General features: G+C 58.2%; 9 protein-coding genes and 1 riboswitch. All 9 genes read right to left on the bottom strand.

Annotation, left to right across the window (positions count from 1 at the left end; all coding sequences use genetic code 11):
- Positions 1-255 precede the first annotated feature (255 nt).
- A complete protein-coding gene (locus tag F1379_RS00720; protein WP_150265276.1) occupies positions 256-942 on the bottom strand; it encodes an ECF transporter S component in 687 nt (228 codons plus the stop codon).
- Complete coding sequence (locus F1379_RS00715; RefSeq protein ID WP_150265274.1) at positions 915-2,627, bottom strand: ABC transporter ATP-binding protein; 1,713 nt, start codon at positions 2,625-2,627, stop codon at positions 915-917. Before F1379_RS00715 ends, F1379_RS00720 begins: the two co-directional genes overlap by 28 nt.
- Entirely contained in the window at positions 2,543-3,481 is a 939-nt protein-coding gene (locus tag F1379_RS00710) for an energy-coupling factor transporter transmembrane component T (protein WP_150265272.1), read from the bottom strand. The genes F1379_RS00715 and F1379_RS00710 overlap by 85 nt, the downstream gene beginning before the upstream one ends.
- Positions 3,478-4,278 carry a DUF4430 domain-containing protein gene (locus F1379_RS00705; protein ID WP_150265270.1) on the bottom strand — a complete coding sequence of 267 codons (801 nt, stop codon included), beginning with the start codon at positions 4,276-4,278 and terminating at the stop codon, positions 3,478-3,480. Before F1379_RS00705 ends, F1379_RS00710 begins: the two co-directional genes overlap by 4 nt.
- Positions 4,279-4,406: 128 nt before the next feature.
- Entirely contained in the window at positions 4,407-6,524 is a 2,118-nt protein-coding gene (locus tag F1379_RS00700) for an S-layer homology domain-containing protein (protein ID WP_150265268.1), read from the bottom strand.
- 214 nt (positions 6,525-6,738) lie between these two features.
- Positions 6,739-6,933, bottom strand: a riboswitch (cobalamin riboswitch).
- Between the two features lie 1,452 nt (positions 6,934-8,385).
- On the bottom strand, positions 8,386-11,520 hold the full coding sequence (locus F1379_RS00695; protein WP_150265266.1) for a GAP1-N2 domain-containing protein: 3,135 nt from the start codon (positions 11,518-11,520) through the stop codon (positions 8,386-8,388).
- Entirely contained in the window at positions 11,517-12,779 is a 1,263-nt protein-coding gene (locus F1379_RS00690) for a TRAFAC clade GTPase domain-containing protein (protein ID WP_150265264.1), read from the bottom strand. Before F1379_RS00690 ends, F1379_RS00695 begins: the two co-directional genes overlap by 4 nt.
- Positions 12,780-13,032: 253 nt before the next feature.
- Entirely contained in the window at positions 13,033-13,668 is a 636-nt protein-coding gene (locus F1379_RS00685) for a beta-mannanase (RefSeq protein WP_150265261.1), read from the bottom strand.
- A 326-nt stretch (positions 13,669-13,994) separates the two neighbouring features.
- Positions 13,995-15,272 carry a vWA domain-containing protein gene (locus tag F1379_RS00680; RefSeq protein ID WP_150265259.1) on the bottom strand — a complete coding sequence of 426 codons (1,278 nt, stop codon included), beginning with the start codon at positions 15,270-15,272 and terminating at the stop codon, positions 13,995-13,997.
- Between the last annotated feature and the right edge of the window lie 897 nt (positions 15,273-16,169).

Below are 16,169 nucleotides of genomic sequence, written 5' to 3'. Positions count from 1 at the left end.
CATCTCATGCTGTGTAATGCTATTTATCGGCGAAAAAGGTCGAATTGTTGATGTTGAGCGTGAAAATTGTCGAAATCATCTCCTGGACCTACTCTCTCAGAACTATCCCCATGTAAAAACACCCCATTTGTCCATGCGGGAGATTCTCAGCGCTTATCCATCTCATAAAAAAAGCCGCCTTCAGCAGCGGCGGGTGTATATACGCAGGTTGACCAGCAGGCAGGGTGGCACTAAATCCGGCCAGTGCCTTGTTCTCTATTCTTTGAGCAGACCGTATTTGCGGCGGAACCGCTCCAATACTTTCGTCCAGCCTCCGGCCAGCACCGCCAGGAACACAACATTGGACAGCGCATGGGCCAAGTCAAAGTAAAAGCTTGAAGCAACGGCTGCTGCCGCAAGCTTCCAGCTCAGCGCTTCCGGCTGGCTTAGCAAATACCAGATATCCATAATCCAGCCAAAGAGGAAGCCCCAGACGAAGCCGAAGGCCAGCAGCCCGGCCCGGCTTCGCAGCAGAGGGATACTCCGCAGCCAGCCCGCAGTTAGGCCCATCAACCCCCACGCGAACATCTGCCATGGTGTCCAGGGACCTTGGCCGAAATAAATATTCGAGACCAGCGCGGCAACAGCGCCGATAATAAACCCTGCCTCGGCACCGAAAACATACGCCGAAAGAATGACCAGCGCGGAAACGGGCTTCACATTAGGCAGGGCGGCGAACGGAATCCGGCTGATGGCGGCGACAGCCGACAGTACCGCCAGCAATACCAGCTCCCTTGCTTCTAGGGGCCGGCGCTCCAGCCGGATGAACAGCGGCAGCAGCGCGGCGGCCAGCATGACCAGGCTGAGCAGCATATAATGGCGGTCCTTCAGTGCAGCCGTCAGACCCAGAAGCGCCAGAAACAGCCCCAGAGCAATCAGCAGCGGGTAGCGGTACTTGGCCATGCTTCAATCACATCCTCTAAGCTCAGTGCCTCCGGCAGCAACTCCCGTGCCATCCGGTTGACTGCCGTCGTATAGAAATAATTGCCGCCGAAGAATTCGGCCGGTGTTCCTTCTGCCGTAATGCTGCCGTCGAACATCAGCGCACAGCGGGTAGCGTATCTGGCCGCGAATTCCACATCATGCGTTACCGTAATCATGCTTACGCCTTGCTGAAGCAGTCCTTGCAGCAGCTGCGCAAAGCGCTCCTTGGCTCCCGGGTCCAGTCCCTTCGTCGGCTCGTCCAGCAGCAATACCGCCGGGCGCAGCAGCAGCACCATCGCCAGCGCCAGCTTCTGCTGCTGGCCGCCGCTTAAGTCAAGGGGATGCTGTTCCAGCACCCCGCCAAGCTGGAATGCTTCCGCCAGCCCGGCAATTCCGCGGGCTGCCTCCTCCGGCCCCAGCCCGGCCACCTGGGCCATATGCTGCAGCTCTTCCGCAGCGGTGTCATGGCTAAAGTAGAGCAGCGGATTCTGGGCCAGGTATCCCGCCTTCACCCCTTTGGCGTAGGTCAGCTTGCCGCGCTGCGGCTGCTCCAGTCCGCCAAGGATATGCAGCAGTGTGGATTTTCCGGCTCCGTTGCCGCCCATCACCGCCAGCCATTCACCCTGGTGCAAAGACAGCGACAGCTTGCGCAGCACATCGGGAGTATCCCTCTCATAGCGGAAAGTAACTTCCCGGCATTGCAGCAGCATGTCCCCGCCGGTTGGTTGCCCGCCAGTCGAACGGCCGTGAAGAGCTTGAACGGGCCCTTCATGCATAGCAGGTTCGTCGGTGCTGCCGAAGCGCCGGTCCGGACCTGCAGTTCCCAGCAGCCATCGCTTTCCCTCTCTGACGGTCAGCGGTATCTCAGGATGGCCGGCAGCAATCTGCGGCGGTGATAAAGCGAAGAACAGGCGGGCGGCCGCCGGCAGATAGGCCCGGACTCCAGAAACGGCTCCCGCCGCGTATGCATCACGGGCAAATTCACGAGGAGTACCCTGGACGCTTAAGGCACCGTCCTGCAGCAGCCATACCCGGTCCGCCAGCGGCAGCACCTCTTCCAGACGGTGCTCACTGATAATAACGGTCATGGACATCTCTTCGCTCAGCCGATAGACCGTCTGGATGAATTCGCGGGCAGCGACAGGGTCAAGCTGGGAAGTCGGTTCGTCCAGCAGCAGCACTTTGGGCTGGAGCAGCAGCACCGAAGCTAGGTTGAGGAGCTGCTTCTGGCCGCCGGAGAGCTGATGCACCGGCTGATAAAGCAGCGGCTCCAGCCCGAACAAAGCGGCAATCTCCGCCAGTCGGCTGCGCATTACCTGCGGCGGATAACCCAGATTCTCCAGCCCAAAGGCCAGCTCATGCCATACAGTGTCCATTACAATCTGCGCATCCGGGTTCTGAAAGACCATGCCGATCTCTCCCGCCGCCCGCTCCGGCGTCAATTCCGCCAGCGGCCGTCCCCGGTAGCGGATACGGCCGCTGCACGTCCCTACAGGGGTCAGCTCGCGCTTCAAATGGCGCAGCAGCGTTGTCTTACCGCCGCCCGAAGGGCCGAGCAGCACGATGAACTCTCCTTCCTCTATCGTGAAGGAGAGTTCATGCAGCGAGTCCTGCCGGGCTTCAGGGTAGCGGAAGGATAAGTCTTCCGCCGCGAGGATCTCCATAACCATTTCTCCTTTCCTTCGAGTGCGGGTGGAGTCAGGACGAACAGGCACAGGCCGGCATACATCCAGCCCTCCTCCCAGCCCCACTCCATAGGCTTCAGCCGCGGATAAATTTCGGGTACCCCATGGCCTGCAAGCCAGCCCGCAAGCGGAATGCAGGCACAGGCCGCCAGCCACAGCAGCACCAGCTTATCCAGACGATCCATCCGGTAGCCGCCATAGCTGCTGCGCTTGTGGACGCCGTACCCGCGCGCTTTCATCGAATCAGCGGTTTGCAGCGCCTCCTCCAGCGACCAGCTGACCAGCACCTTCAGCAGGATCATGCCGTCTTTCATCCGTTTGCGCAAGCCTCCCTGTCCGGTATCTATCCCCCGGACCCGCTGTATCCGCGTGATTTCCCGCAGCCGCCGCTGAAAGAGCGGCACGAAGCGGATAGCCATCCACGTCAGCAGCGCCGTCTTCGGCGCGGCCCCCGCGAACAAATGCATGAATTTATCGGCGGTGATGTTGTAATTGTAAGAGATGAACAAGACAAATACCGTCAGCAGCATCGTCATCGTCACCAGTCCGTAGAGTACGGCTTCCAGGGTAATCTGCCGGTCCCACACATAGAACAGGATATGCGTACCCCGGTGGGAGAAGAGCGGATTCAACAGGGCTACGGAAAGCGCCACTGGCAGAAACCAGAGCACTCCCCGCAGCAGACGCACCTGCCCCTGCAGTACGGTGAGCAGAACTATCCCGAAGATTTCGGTTAGCAGGAACAGCGGATGAAGCTGCAGCAGCGCAAACAGCAGAAGTCCGGCGTAATACAGCAGGGCAACCGCCGGATGCATCGCTCCGAAGCCGCTCATTGGCTTGCTCCGAGATCCTTGCCCAGGTCGAGAGTATACAGCCACTCAATGCTGTCACCTGAGCTGACGGTATAGCCGCCGGCTGCCTTGTCCGGAAACTCACCGTTAACCTTGTACATCCAGCCGCTCTCCGCACCCCGGTCGCCTTCATAGAGGTTGCCGATACCTTCAACATAGGCAAAGCTTCCCGCCCCCTGAAACTCCAGGGGAATCTTGTGCTTGCGGGTAATCCGCTTCAGCAGCTCCAGCACGCTCTCGCCTTCCTCTGCCTCGTAGGCTGCAGGCGCCAGAATCGTCCCGAACTCCTCATCGCCGACGATGGTGAGCGTTACGGTCCGCTCCGCCGCAGCTTGCGCAGTCGGCGCAGCCGATTGTGTGGCGGCCGGTTTGGTGGCCGCTGGCTTACTGGCCGGCGACTGGGTGGCCGCCGGCCGGGCGGTTGCCGGCTTCGTGGCGGCCGGCTCCGCTGTGGCGGCCGGCGCCTGGGTCTGCGCCGGCTGTGGAGTTGAGGCCGCCGCCGTCTCACCGGCGGCCCCTTGCGGGGCAGGCGCCGCTGTAGCCGGCGCCGCGCTGCTTCCCGGCACGGAGCTTGCGCCCGTGCCGGGTACGGCAGCCTCTCCGGGGGACGGAGAGGCCGCAAGATCCGGCTGCGGCGAAGCGGACGCAGCCGTGGCCGCCGGGTGAGTCGGCGCTTCGCCCGCCGACTCATCCGCCCCGGAGGCGCAGCCGGCGACAAGCAGCGCCGTAAGCAGCAGGAGCAGCGGGTACAGACCGCTGCGCAATATTGTTCGTATCATCAGAGAAGCACACCTCCAAAAACGGGAAAAGAACGAGGCATTCATCCCCGTTCTGTCCCTATACAATATGCGGCTCCGGATAACCGGTCGCCGTTAATCACCTGCAGCATAGCTTAACGCAGGATAACCTATGGCAGTCTGACTGCCACAACCGCCGCCATTTCACGCGTCACATAAGCGCCAGGCTCAAAAGCGCCGCCGTTGCCGCTCATATACCCCAGCGCCGTTACAGCACTTACCGCCTCCAGCGCGTACGGGCTGATTTTGCCGCCGTCGGTGAAGCTGAACGCTGCGGCGCCGTTGCCGGCCAGATCATAGGCTTTGGCAATCATTACCGCCATATCCTGCCGGGTAATCACGCCGTCCGGATTAAACGTGCTGCCGTTGCCGCTGATGTAGCCCAGTTCCTTGGCCTTGCTCACTGCACCGTAATACCAGGCCCCCGGCTTCACATCGCTGAAGCTTTGGGCCGCAGAAGCCGCCGCAGGCTCCTGACCGGTCAACCGCAGCAGCAGCGCTGCGAATTGGGCGCGGGTAATATATTCTTTTGGCGCGAACACCTGATACTCCTCGCTCACACCCTGCACCAGTCCGGCATCGGCCGCACTGCGCACAGCTGCCAGTGCCCATGCCGAGATGCTCTTCTCGTCGGCAAAAGCCGCACCGGAGCTTACACCCAGCTCCCCGGTATACCGGACAAGCGCAGGCGCTTTACCTTCGGCATATCCGGTGATCGTTACCGTATAACGTCCCGCAGACAATCCACCGTTAATCGTGGCGTTGCCGTAGGTATCCGTTGTAACCGTATGGCCGCCAACCGACAACTGCACACCCGCCGCCGGGGAGCTGACCGGATCGGAGGTGAAGGTCGCTGCATTCCAGAGCCATTGCTTTTGCGTCACCGTCAGTGTAATCGACTCGCCCGGTGTTGGCTTCTGCGGATGAACAGCCACCGCATCCACCACTTGGGTCACGTCTCCTCCATAATACACCAGCACCTTGTCATTCTCCTGCAAGGCAAAATCATTCATGCCCACGCTCGGGTAAATCCATTGTCCCTCACGGGATACGATATACATCCAACCGTCATACCCGCCGTAGAGTCCGGCGGAGACACTGCCGATGCCGGTCACATAATTGCCCGATTCGTTCACGAGCGCCAGGTTATTGGCCTGCGCGGCCCGTTCCAGAGCGGTCAGCACATTGCCCGCATAGACATTCGCTTGGCCAAGAGCGGCTTCCGGCCCCTCAATCGCCACATTCACGCGCACGAGCGGATTAACCACCGCCGCTTCGCTGAAATCATACAGCTTGCCGCCATTCTGGCCGAAGCTGCTGTAAGCGGCCAGCGCCAGCAGCGCCTGCTCCGTCGACAGCGTATTGGAAGTGCCGCCGGTATTGTGGGCAAAGCCGCCGTCTGCATTCCGGTAGCTGAGCAGCTTGCCGGCAAGCTCCACGCCGCCTTTGGTGTATGCACTACCAGCCGGATCGACGCCGAAGGAAGTCAAGGCGATAATGGCCTGGGCTACACTTTCGCTACTGTCACCGTAACCGCCTCCTGCATCAAGCGCAGACGACAGCCAGGCTGCGGCCCGCTCGCCGGCAGACGCTGCCTTGGCATCATCCTTATGGGCTGCCAATGCCGTTAAAGCCATCGCCGTCATATCCGGATCGCTGGCACCTGACGAAAGGGCAAAGCCGCCGTCCGTATTCTGCTTGGCTACAATTTCATTGAGCAGCTTGGCTTGGGTCCAAGCAGCACTGTCCGGGATTGAATAACTGCCCGAATCGAGCGCCAGCAGCGCGTATACTGCGGTGTTCAGCGTCTGCCCGGCAATCTTGTCATGGTTGTACAGCCGGGCAATCAGGTTATACCCGCCAAATTGCTCAGGATCGCCGCCGAGTGCCTTGACGGCAAGGATCGTACGGGCCAGATCCGTTGCACGACTGAAGCTGCCCTTGGCCTCCTTGACCTTGGCTTCCAGTGAATTCTGGTAGCTGCCGTCTACCTTGTAGCCGGCTTTGGACAGTCCAATGGCCTGCCAATCGGACTGCACGCCGCCGCCCAGAATATATTCAGCAGCCGAATACACCGCCTCCGACACGCTGACCTTTGCCGCAGCCGCATTCGACTCCGCAGCGGCAGCACGTCCAGCCGGAGCCCATGCCGTACCGAACATCGCCACAATGAGCATGAAGGCCAGTCCAAGTGCAGTGAATTTCATGTGAGATAAGTGCTTTTTCATCGGTTAAATCTCGACCTCTTTTCTGTAGTGTGATGATAGGAAAGGTGTAGCTGCACCTGTCCTTAGACCTTCGCCGGACTTCGCCGGCCACAACATAAAGACCGCCTGCAACAGGCGGCCGGGGTAATTCCATCAGAGCTGCAGCACAGACAGGAATGTTACATCCGTATGCCTGGCAGACCCATGTTCCGCATTCTTACCCCCGAAGAAGCGAAACCACTTGTGGACAAAGGCAGGTCTCCTGACTTATGCGTCACCGCTTCCCTCCGCCTTCCCGCCGTTTCCGGCAGTGGCCTGTTCTGAAGAGTCGCTCAGCATTTACAGTGGCGGGACCGCGCCGGACTCGCACCGGACTTCCCTATTAAGCGGGTTCCTCCACGGAATCCGCACCTTTACCCTAACGCTTATGAAATTGCAATATTCATAATCATATCCAGTATTGCAGGTGCTGTCTATACCAAAGCTGAGCCCCGTCCGTCAAAAACCTCTTTTTGCCGCCCTGCTTACCGTGTTATTCTTAGCGCTACACTCCAGGCTGCCTGTCACCTTGATTTGTAGTACTTACATCGAGCTGCCTGACAAGTTACTCTTAACACTCCACACTGGGCTACTACTTATCTAGCTTACTCTCCAGTACACTGCCGAGCTGCCTAACAAGTTAATTCAACACTTTATGCTGGGCTACTACATATCAACTTACTCCATAGTACACTGCCAGGCTGCCCAACAAGTTACTCTCAAAAAAACCGTCACTGGACAACCCGTCACTTTCTTTATGTTCCTGACGCCAGCCTGTCTAACAATTCCACCTTGCGCTTTATGTTGGGCTACTTATCGGCTTAATCTATACTGCTCTGCCGGGCTGCCCAGTATAAGTAACTTACCGGCCTTCACACCCGGACTGTCGGCAAAGCTATTCTTTGTACATCACGCAGCCGTCTGCTGAGTTGCCTTGTGGCGCGCGAGTCGCTTCCTGCTGGCTTAACTGCATTTTGTACAACTAAATCCTCGAAAAAGCACCTTCGGGATACAATAGCTGCATTTCGTACAATTAAAAGCAGGGGTTGACCTTCTTTGACTGCTTTTCCGGGTTTTTAATTGCACAGAATACATCTATATGGAAAAAACAGCCTATCTTCAACGATATAGTTGTACAGAATGCATTTATCAGGATGCATTTAACTCTAACACAGCATTTATCCTGCCGCTGATTGCTCGTTGGCGCCTCAAGGGCTTTGGCCGAGCTCTATCTTGCGCAAAAAACCGGACCACAGGCTGTCGTTACTTCGGCAGAATCCTGGTGTCCGGAATCGTCTGGCAAACAAATATTAGTATGAGTGTTAACTCTAACTGTTACCTATTACTGTGAACGTACTTTGTGCCTATGCTGTTACTATGGGCTGTTACTGTACTGCAACTATTCTACGCGGCTCACTACACCACGGGTATAGTGCAAGCTATTCTACAACTACTCTACGAATACACCACGGCTATACCACGGCTATAATGCAACTATTCTACGAATGCACTACCACGGCCATAATGCAAACTACTCTACGACGGCTCTACACCACAGCCATAATGCAAGCTATTCTACGACTACTCTACACCACGGCTAAATGCAAACATATCAACGGCCGTACCACAGCTATAATGAAACTAGCCTACAACTCTAGCCTACGACTATACGGCGATTATGCTACGTTAGTGTTGTCCTATCTCGCGATTTCTCTAAGACACACTCTGACGATGACCTCTACTGTAAACTAATGTTACTTTGGCTTTTCGCTCTTGCGCTTACTGTTACCGGTGATGCTTACCGTTGTGTCTGAAGCTTTACCACTGACGCTAACTGTTACCCTCATCCGGCAGAATCAGCCGCCGTTCCCTCTGCATCGTCACCCGGCGAGGGCGAGACAGCTTCGTCATCTGCCGGTGCAGAGGCGGATGGCATCGGCGTACCCGCTGCGCCGGCGGCGGGCTCAAGCGTCAGCGTATAGGTGCCGGCCGTGATCATGCTGCCCGGCTCCAGGACCGCGTCCTCCGCGAGCTGGACGGTCACCTGATAGGTGCCCGCGTTGTCCGCCGCGGCGCCCTCATCCCCGGCTGCGTCGGTTCCCGCAGCCGCATTGCCGGCGCCCGCGTTGTCCGCCGCGCCGCCCTCGTCCCCGGCTGCGTCAGTTCCCGCAGCCGCATTGCCGGCGCCCGCGTTGTCCGCCGCGGCGCCCTCGTTCCCGGCTGCGTCGTTCCCCGCAGCCGCATTGCCGGCGCCCGCGTTGTCCGCCGCGGCGCCCTCATCCCCGGCTGCGTCGGTTCCCGCAGCCGCATCATTGCCGCCGTCCGTACCGGCGGCATCCGTCTCCGGCGACGGCAGCAGGCAGCTGCCGGTCGTCGCCGTGACCGGGTACACCTCCGTCTCACCGGCGGAGGTGACGACCGAGATCTCCGCCGGCTTGAAGGCGGAGCATTCTACGGGGTCGGCGAAGGTGAACACGAGCCGGCCCGCACTATCTGTGCCTGCGGCAAGCGTCACGGAGACCGGCGCCGGCCCGCTGGCTACAGGGGTGGCGCTCGGTACTACAGCGCTTGCCTCCGGCTGCGCGGTGTCATCGCCGCCGGAACGCAGCAGACTGGCGACAACCAGCGCGGCAATGACCACCACGCCGAGTCCAATCCCGGAGATAATCAGCCCCATACGGCTGCGGCTGATCCACCGCGCCAGCGGCGAAGCCTGCTGGGAGCGGACCTCGTTGTAGACATGTTGCAGTGCGGGACCGGCCGCAGCAGCATAGCTTTTGCGGAACTCGCGGTTCTTGAACGCTTCACGGTCCCGGCTGCGGAAATACTTCAGAATCGCCCGGCGGTAACCCGGCCACAGCTTCTTGTTCGACACGGTAAACAGCGGGTTGCCCTGGCTCCAGGCCAGGAACCGGTACACCGTCTCCTTGTCACCGTCCGCTTTGCGTTCCACCATTTCCAGCAGCGCATCATAGTCGAGCGGGCCGCCCTCGCGCTCCATGCTGTGGTAGAAGGCCAGCGGCAGCCGTTCGAACGGCTCCGCACCGCGGGCCTCCTTCAGCCAGCGGCGGCCCAGCAGCTGTACATCATCCAGCTCACGGGGAGTCAGCCCGGCAAAAATCGACTCATCCGGCTTCTCCTCCCCGAACCACCGGTACGCCGCGCGCAGCGCATTGGCCTTCTGCCGGCTGATCGCGTCCAGCGGGGGCTGCCAGTCGGAGGTTTCCTTATAACGAAGGAAGGAAATCTCCAGCAGCTCCTCCAGGGACAGCTCCTCCAAGGACAGCCGGTTTAGCAGAAAGCGGTCGGCGGCCCCGGCCAGCTCCTCCAGCAGCGCGCGGGCCTCGGGCGAAGCGCCCTCTCCCCTGCCCCGGCGCCGTTCTTTGTCCGCCAGGTCCAGGTACTCATGCAGCCCGGACACTGCCGCCACCGGGTCCTTGTCCCGCTGCAGCTTCTCCAGCAGGTAGTCTTTAACCGTATCACGGACCGAGGATTGCAGCAGCGCCTCCGGCAGCACCCGGCCCCAATGGGCGACAAAACGCAGAATATCGGCAGGCTTGCCCGCCTTGACCAGCCGCGCTTCCAGATAAGGCTCCAGCAGCTCGCGGCGGAACACCGGCTGGGCCAGAACTCTTTTGAAGAAAGAGAAGCTGAGCTCATCATTGCTTTCAATGATTCCATAAGCCGCCGCCAGAGCTGCTTCCTCTCCCGCCGCCTTGGCATTCAGCATGCCGTTAATGAAATAATCGACGACTTTAACCCGGTAATTATGGCCGTTCAGCGCAAAATAATCCCGGAAGCTCTCCAGCAGCTCCGCCTGCGGAATCCCCCGTTTGCGGATCAGGTCGTATTCCCGGTCAAACCGCTCCAGAAAAATATCGTTCAGCCGCACCCGGCTCTCCAGCGCTCCTTCCGGCTTCAGGTAGGCCAGCAATCCGCTCAGCACGGCCGTCTTATTCTCCGCATACAGCGCTTCATTGCCCTGTTCGACCTCATAAAAGACCGCCAGCTCATTGTACGTTGCCAGCGACAGCTTGCGCTCTGCGCTTTCTCCGCGCAGCAGTGCATCGGCAAACCGGGCGAAGTCATCGAGACTTCCCCTTTGCGCCAGCGTCTTCCAGGCCAGCCCGGCAAAAGCCTGCTTTCCCCCGCCCTCGCCGAATTCAGCGTTTAATATCCGCCCGGCAGGCAGATCAAACACGAAATCGCGTTCGATGGCCCGGTCGCCGGGGCGGAGCGAGCCACGTTCCACAAACGTCAGGTGAATATATTTGCGGCTTTGCGGCTCCGAGGCATACGTAATGACGCCCAGCCTGCGCCGGAAATCAAAGGGCAGACAAGTAAAGAGCACCTCCGTCAGCTCCAGCGCCCGCGCGGACAGCTCACCGATGGGCACATCGAGGGCGACATACAGCTTCTTTTTGCCGGCTACCGCAGTCATGACCGCCTGCAGCAGCGCTTTGAACAGTTCTTCCGTGAAGCCGAGTCCGCGCAGTACCGCCTGCGGCTCCAGATTCCGTTCCCGGCGGCGCACTGGAATTTTCTCCAGCTCCGGCAGCGTACCGCCCGGTTCACCAGCATAGCTGTCTGCAAATTCGGCGTTCAGCCATTCAGCGTAGCTCTCCGTAATCTCTTCGGAGCGCAGCGGCGGCACTACATAATTATGAGCGAAAAAAGCGCTGCGCTGCCCGGTGAAATCCGCCGCCACAAACCGGTTACGCCCGATAATCGTCTCGCCCGATTCCGTATGGAACAGATGAAGCGCGGAAGGATACAGCTCCTCCGTCTTCTCGCCCCGTGCCGTCAGCTCCGCCGGTGCGTCGTAGAGGCAGAAGGGATGAATGATTTTTTTGACAAAATTGTTGTCAAGACTTTCCGACTTCGCCACCGTATCGAAGCCCTCTGTCGTCCGGTACACGCCGCGCCGTTCACGGGTGTACATCTGCTGGGTAATCATGGACCCTGACCACTTGTTCACGGCCCGTCGCTCCCCTCAATGTACTTCAGCTTATGCAGCAGCCAGATAAACGGCTCGTCCACCCGGATCGGGCTGACCACGCCCTCCACCTTCTGATTGACCGGATTGCTGCCCAGTGCGGAAACTGCGAAATAACCCGTATTGGCAAAATACACATCCATCGTATCCTTGAACGGACGGTCCACCTTGGAAATGAAGCGGCGGATTTCCCCGTCGATATTGTGGAACTCATCCAGATTCAGCGTGTTGCGGTGCACGTAGTTGTTGAACACGTTGCTGTTTGATTTAATGTAATCGCCGTCCTCATCCTTGAGCGAGTGCAGCATATCGCTTTTGGTCAGGACCACCGCAGTCGGAATCTCCGTCTTGCTCTTCTCCTGATAGGCGATGAAATCACCGAACAGGGTCAGCACCACATCGCGCGGCTCGTCATACTGCGAGACCCACGCGCCCGGACGGTCGCCGTAGTTGATACGGATTTTCTCCCGGATGGAGCGAATTTGCAGCGGATCAACCATGAACAGGATCCCGGCGGAGTTCTTGATATGCTGGCCGTGCAGCCCCAGATAGTCCTGATCGACCATACCTTCACCAGCGACGTCAAAAAAGACCAGCGTCAGCGGCGGCTTGGCTTCATCCTTGAACACGAACTGGAAAATAAACGGCTCCTGCATCTTCTCCTTCTGCGTAGAAGCCAGCAGATCGCCCCGCTCGAACAGCGGTTCTTCGTACAGCGTACGGAACTTCCGGCTGATCTCGGCATTCAGCGGCATGCAGGCCGCGTCAAAATGTCCCGCCGTCGTATGCTGCAGCGTATGAATCAGCGAGGTCATATACACCGATTTGCCGACCTGGGAGGCGCCGACAATTGAAATAATATTGCTTGGCACCTTCCCGGCCGTTACCGGCAGCTCGTTATGGCAGGCCGGGCACAGACGTCTGCGCGTCAGCACGCCATAACGGTCGGTCAGACCGGTCAGCACATGGTCGGTGTAATGATGGTACTCCTCGGGAATATCCGCCGGGTTCAACACAGCTTCCAGATCATCGACTGTGTCGAGACCGAAGCGTTCGCGGTATTTATTCAGCGCATCGTCTTCACTCAGCGCGTAGTTCTCATCATCCTCACGGCTGTGCATGGCCCGGAAGACGACTTCATCCGGCTGGAACTTGCTGAAGCAGTAGGGACACACAATATCGTAAAAGAGCGGCCGCGCCTGCGGCTGGTTCTTCTTCATAAAGCGGCTGAAAAACGACATCTCTCATCCTCCTCTTACAAGCGTCTTGATCTGAAACGGATAACTGCGCTTTGTACAGCTGCATGGCGGTGTATGCACCACCGGTCCGGACGCCAGCCTCTGGCAGCCATCTTGCGCCTATAGCAGGTCATCGGAACTCCGCAGCCACACTTACCTTACTTCTCCCGCTGCAGATGTACACAGCGCAATTATGAGGTGCAGCCAGCCTGCCGGCTGCCCGCCTCTTTATGCCGGGTCCGATTCATAGGCAGGCTCACTCCGGAACCAATTCATAATACTGCCCGTATTTGCGTCCATCGGTAAAAAAAATCCGCACCTGATCCTCCTTGCCGATCTCGATCGGCGGCAAGGCGCTGCGTCCGGCGGCGAAATCCTGCACGAACGGGAACTGGACCCCGTCCTCCCGCGAGGACGGGGCGCCGCCGCGTTTCTTGACGTAGCAGAGCGCTTCCTTCGGCACGGGCACTTCGGCGGCAATGGTCATATGTACGCTCTTTGTTTTGCCGAAGAGCGCCTTGCGCTGGGTGATCGAATAGTAGATGCGCGCCTTGCCTGCACTGACCAGCGTCCGGTTGCTGCCGTCCCGCTGGGTCACCAGCACGGCCTCCCCGTCCTCCTGCAGCCGGGCGAATACGGTATAAGCGACCAGCCCGATCTCGTCCAGCCGGTCACGGAAGCCGTTGTTCGCCTTGTATTCTTCCCGCGTATACAGCTTCATGCCGGACACCGGAGGCGTATCTCCCGCCCCGCCTTCCGCAGCCGCCTTGTGGATGCAAACGGCCTGCACACTGTCCGGCCAATGCCAGCGCAGTGTGCAGACCCGTTCCTCCACCCGGGAGACTACGCCGGTAATGACCGGGGTATCGGGTGTCATCTCAATGTACCGCATAACCGGCAGCCCCTTTCCTGTTTTCAACTACTATAGGTCAACTACAGATCTCCCGCAGATCTTTAATAGTTTCTGCAGCTATCTGTGCTATCTGTGCTATCTGTGCTTTCTGTTGCTCTTCAGCAGCTTTCATATCTCGCTGTAGTGTTTCTGTAGCTCTTCTATTGCTCTTGTATTGCTCTTTTGCAGTGTTCCCTTGCTCTTCTGCAGCTTTCACTCTCACTGTAGCTTTTCTGTATCTTTTCTATTGCTCTTCTACTGTTCTTCTTAGCTCTATTCCAGCTTTCCCTTGCACTTCCGCTGCTCTTATTTCGTAGCCTTCCCGGCTAAAATCCTTTACTGCCGCGGTTGCGGCGCGGCGACGGAAAGCTGTCGGCAGTCTGGCTCGGCGCCCCCGCGTTGCGGGAACCGCGGCGGGTCAGCCGCCCTTCGCCAACCGGCACTACCAGCGTAAACAACGCGATAATTCCGGCCAGCACGAGCAGTGCTATGAGCCGGACAAGCGGATCGCCGAACGAGCTGCCGCTAAGACCGAATTCAAGAATCAGACCAGCGCAGAGTCCGGAGAGGAAGCCCCCGATGCCAAAGCTCTTGGCCAGATGACGGTTGTCGAAGATGATGCCCAGGCCGATTCCAAGTGCGGTGCCGATCAGTGTCAACGCGAGGATTCGTACAGCTGCATAATAAGGACTGTCCGCCGTCGCATCGGTGCGTTCTGTGAGCAGCGTCCGGTCACCCAGTCGATCATAGATTTGCTGGAACACCATGCCTAACCGTTCTGCGTCGGCCACATCGTAGTATTCTCCGCCGGTCACCGCTGCAATGTCCCGCAGCAGATTGGAACCGGAAGGATCATCGAGCGCGAGGCCGATGGTGTTCACCTTAATACCTCTGCTCACATAATCGTTCAGCTCGCTGGAGGTATCAAACTGGCTTACGCCGTCCGAGAGCAGGATGACCATCGCGCCCCGGCTGCCGTTGCCGTCGCTGTTCACAACATTCATCGCCTCGGTCAGCGCGCCGCTGATATTCGTGCCGCCTTCCGTGGTCTGCAGGCTGCGAATCACCTGCATGACCTGATCCCGGTTACCGGCCGAAGACAGCGGAAGCAGCGGCTGTACTACCGCAGCGTCCGAACTGAACGTGACCACTGCGACCCGGTTGTCGCTGTCCATCCGCTCTACCAGCGCCTCGGCCGCCGTGTAGCGGCTGTTGCCGGGGTCGCTCTGGCTCATGCTGCCGGAGTCGTCGATTACCATGACGACATTCTTGACCGGCTTCACCCCGCCGAAGTTCAGCTCATACACGAACTCGGACAGCGTGCCAACTCCGAGCAGCAGCATTACTGTCAGTGGCAGCAGCTTCCATGATAAGCTCAGGTAGCGCTGCTTCCACGACAGGCCGTTCAGCTTCGGCGAGATCATCTCCGCCAGCAGGCAGCCGATACCGACGCCAAGTGCCACGATCGCGAAATAGATGCCGACCAGCACAATATTCGGCAGATCGTAGGGCCTGCGGTCCAGCAGCAGCTCCCCAAGCACAAAAGCGATCCCGCCGCCCAGCAGACTGAAGCAGAGCAGCAGCCCATTGATTTTTCGCTGCATTACTATTCATCCTTTCAGGAAACAAACTGATTAACATCAGAGGTACCCGTGCCGCCCTGCACCCGGTAAGCATGCATTTCATACAACAGTTTGGTGCAAATTGTCCATCTACAGTAATTCTAGTGTATTCTGTGCTTCAGAATAAATGAGAAAAGCCCAAATCCGGGATAAACTGATGATTTTGCTGCATTAAGTGCAACAGAATCCAATGTCAGACCAAACCAGGACCAGAGCAGTGCTTTGACCATATCATAAGTCAGCTTGGCATGATCTAGCTTGACATGGTGTCTGTTTATTTTGGGTTGATCCCAGGTACTAGTACTTTGACCGCGCCAAAATGCAGCAATGACATCTAACTTGCTAGTAAGAGCTTGGGATGGCGGCGGATACCGTCCTTAGATTTCGCTTGGGCAACACACTAGTTTGATTTTCACCACTTAAATTGCTCGTTTATGCTGGTTCGCTGTAGTCTAGTTTGATAATCGCCACTTAATCGTAGTAAAAGTGACGACTGGAGCGAATTTTCGTCCAAATAGATGGCGGAAATCCAACTAGATCCGGAAAATAGCCCTGTATTCGTAAAATAAGTGGCAAAAATCCAACTAGCACCTTGTCGGCCTCTAATTGCAGCCATGTACCTTCTAACCGCATAGTACATCAACTCACCCGCACCAGCTTATCTGCGCTCATCATGCTGTAACTCACCCGCACCAGCTTATCTGCGCTCATCATGCTGTAACTCACCAGCACCAGCTTATCTGCACCCACCATTGCGGGAACTCATCCGCACCAGCTTATCTCCGCCCAGCATGCGGCAACTCACCAGCACCAACTTATCAGCGCTTATCATGATGTAACTCATAGCACCAGCTTATCTTCGCCCACCATTGCGGCATC

Source organism: Paenibacillus tepidiphilus, from assembly GCF_008635795.1.
In the GTDB taxonomy this organism is placed as follows: domain Bacteria; phylum Bacillota; class Bacilli; order Paenibacillales; family Paenibacillaceae; genus Paenibacillus_AQ; species Paenibacillus_AQ tepidiphilus.
Note: the sequence above shows the minus strand (reverse complement) of the source record. Positions and strands in the feature narration are given on the sequence as shown.

What these genes read in the sequence shown, in the direction of transcription:
- F1379_RS00680 (WP_150265259.1), bottom strand. Translation starts at nt 15,272, where the DNA reads ATGCAGCGAAAAATCAATGGGCTGCTGCTCTGCTTCAGTCTGCTGGGC.
- F1379_RS00700 (WP_150265268.1), bottom strand. Translation starts at nt 6,524, where the DNA reads ATGAAAAAGCACTTATCTCACATGAAATTCACTGCACTTGGACTGGCC.
- F1379_RS00720 (WP_150265276.1), bottom strand. Translation starts at nt 942, where the DNA reads ATGGCCAAGTACCGCTACCCGCTGCTGATTGCTCTGGGGCTGTTTCTG.
- F1379_RS00685 (WP_150265261.1), bottom strand. Translation starts at nt 13,668, where the DNA reads ATGCGGTACATTGAGATGACACCCGATACCCCGGTCATTACCGGCGTA.
- F1379_RS00710 (WP_150265272.1), bottom strand. Translation starts at nt 3,481, where the DNA reads ATGAGCGGCTTCGGAGCGATGCATCCGGCGGTTGCCCTGCTGTATTAC.
- F1379_RS00715 (WP_150265274.1), bottom strand. Translation starts at nt 2,627, where the DNA reads ATGGAGATCCTCGCGGCGGAAGACTTATCCTTCCGCTACCCTGAAGCC.
- F1379_RS00705 (WP_150265270.1), bottom strand. Translation starts at nt 4,278, where the DNA reads ATGATACGAACAATATTGCGCAGCGGTCTGTACCCGCTGCTCCTGCTG.
- F1379_RS00690 (WP_150265264.1), bottom strand. Translation starts at nt 12,779, where the DNA reads ATGTCGTTTTTCAGCCGCTTTATGAAGAAGAACCAGCCGCAGGCGCGG.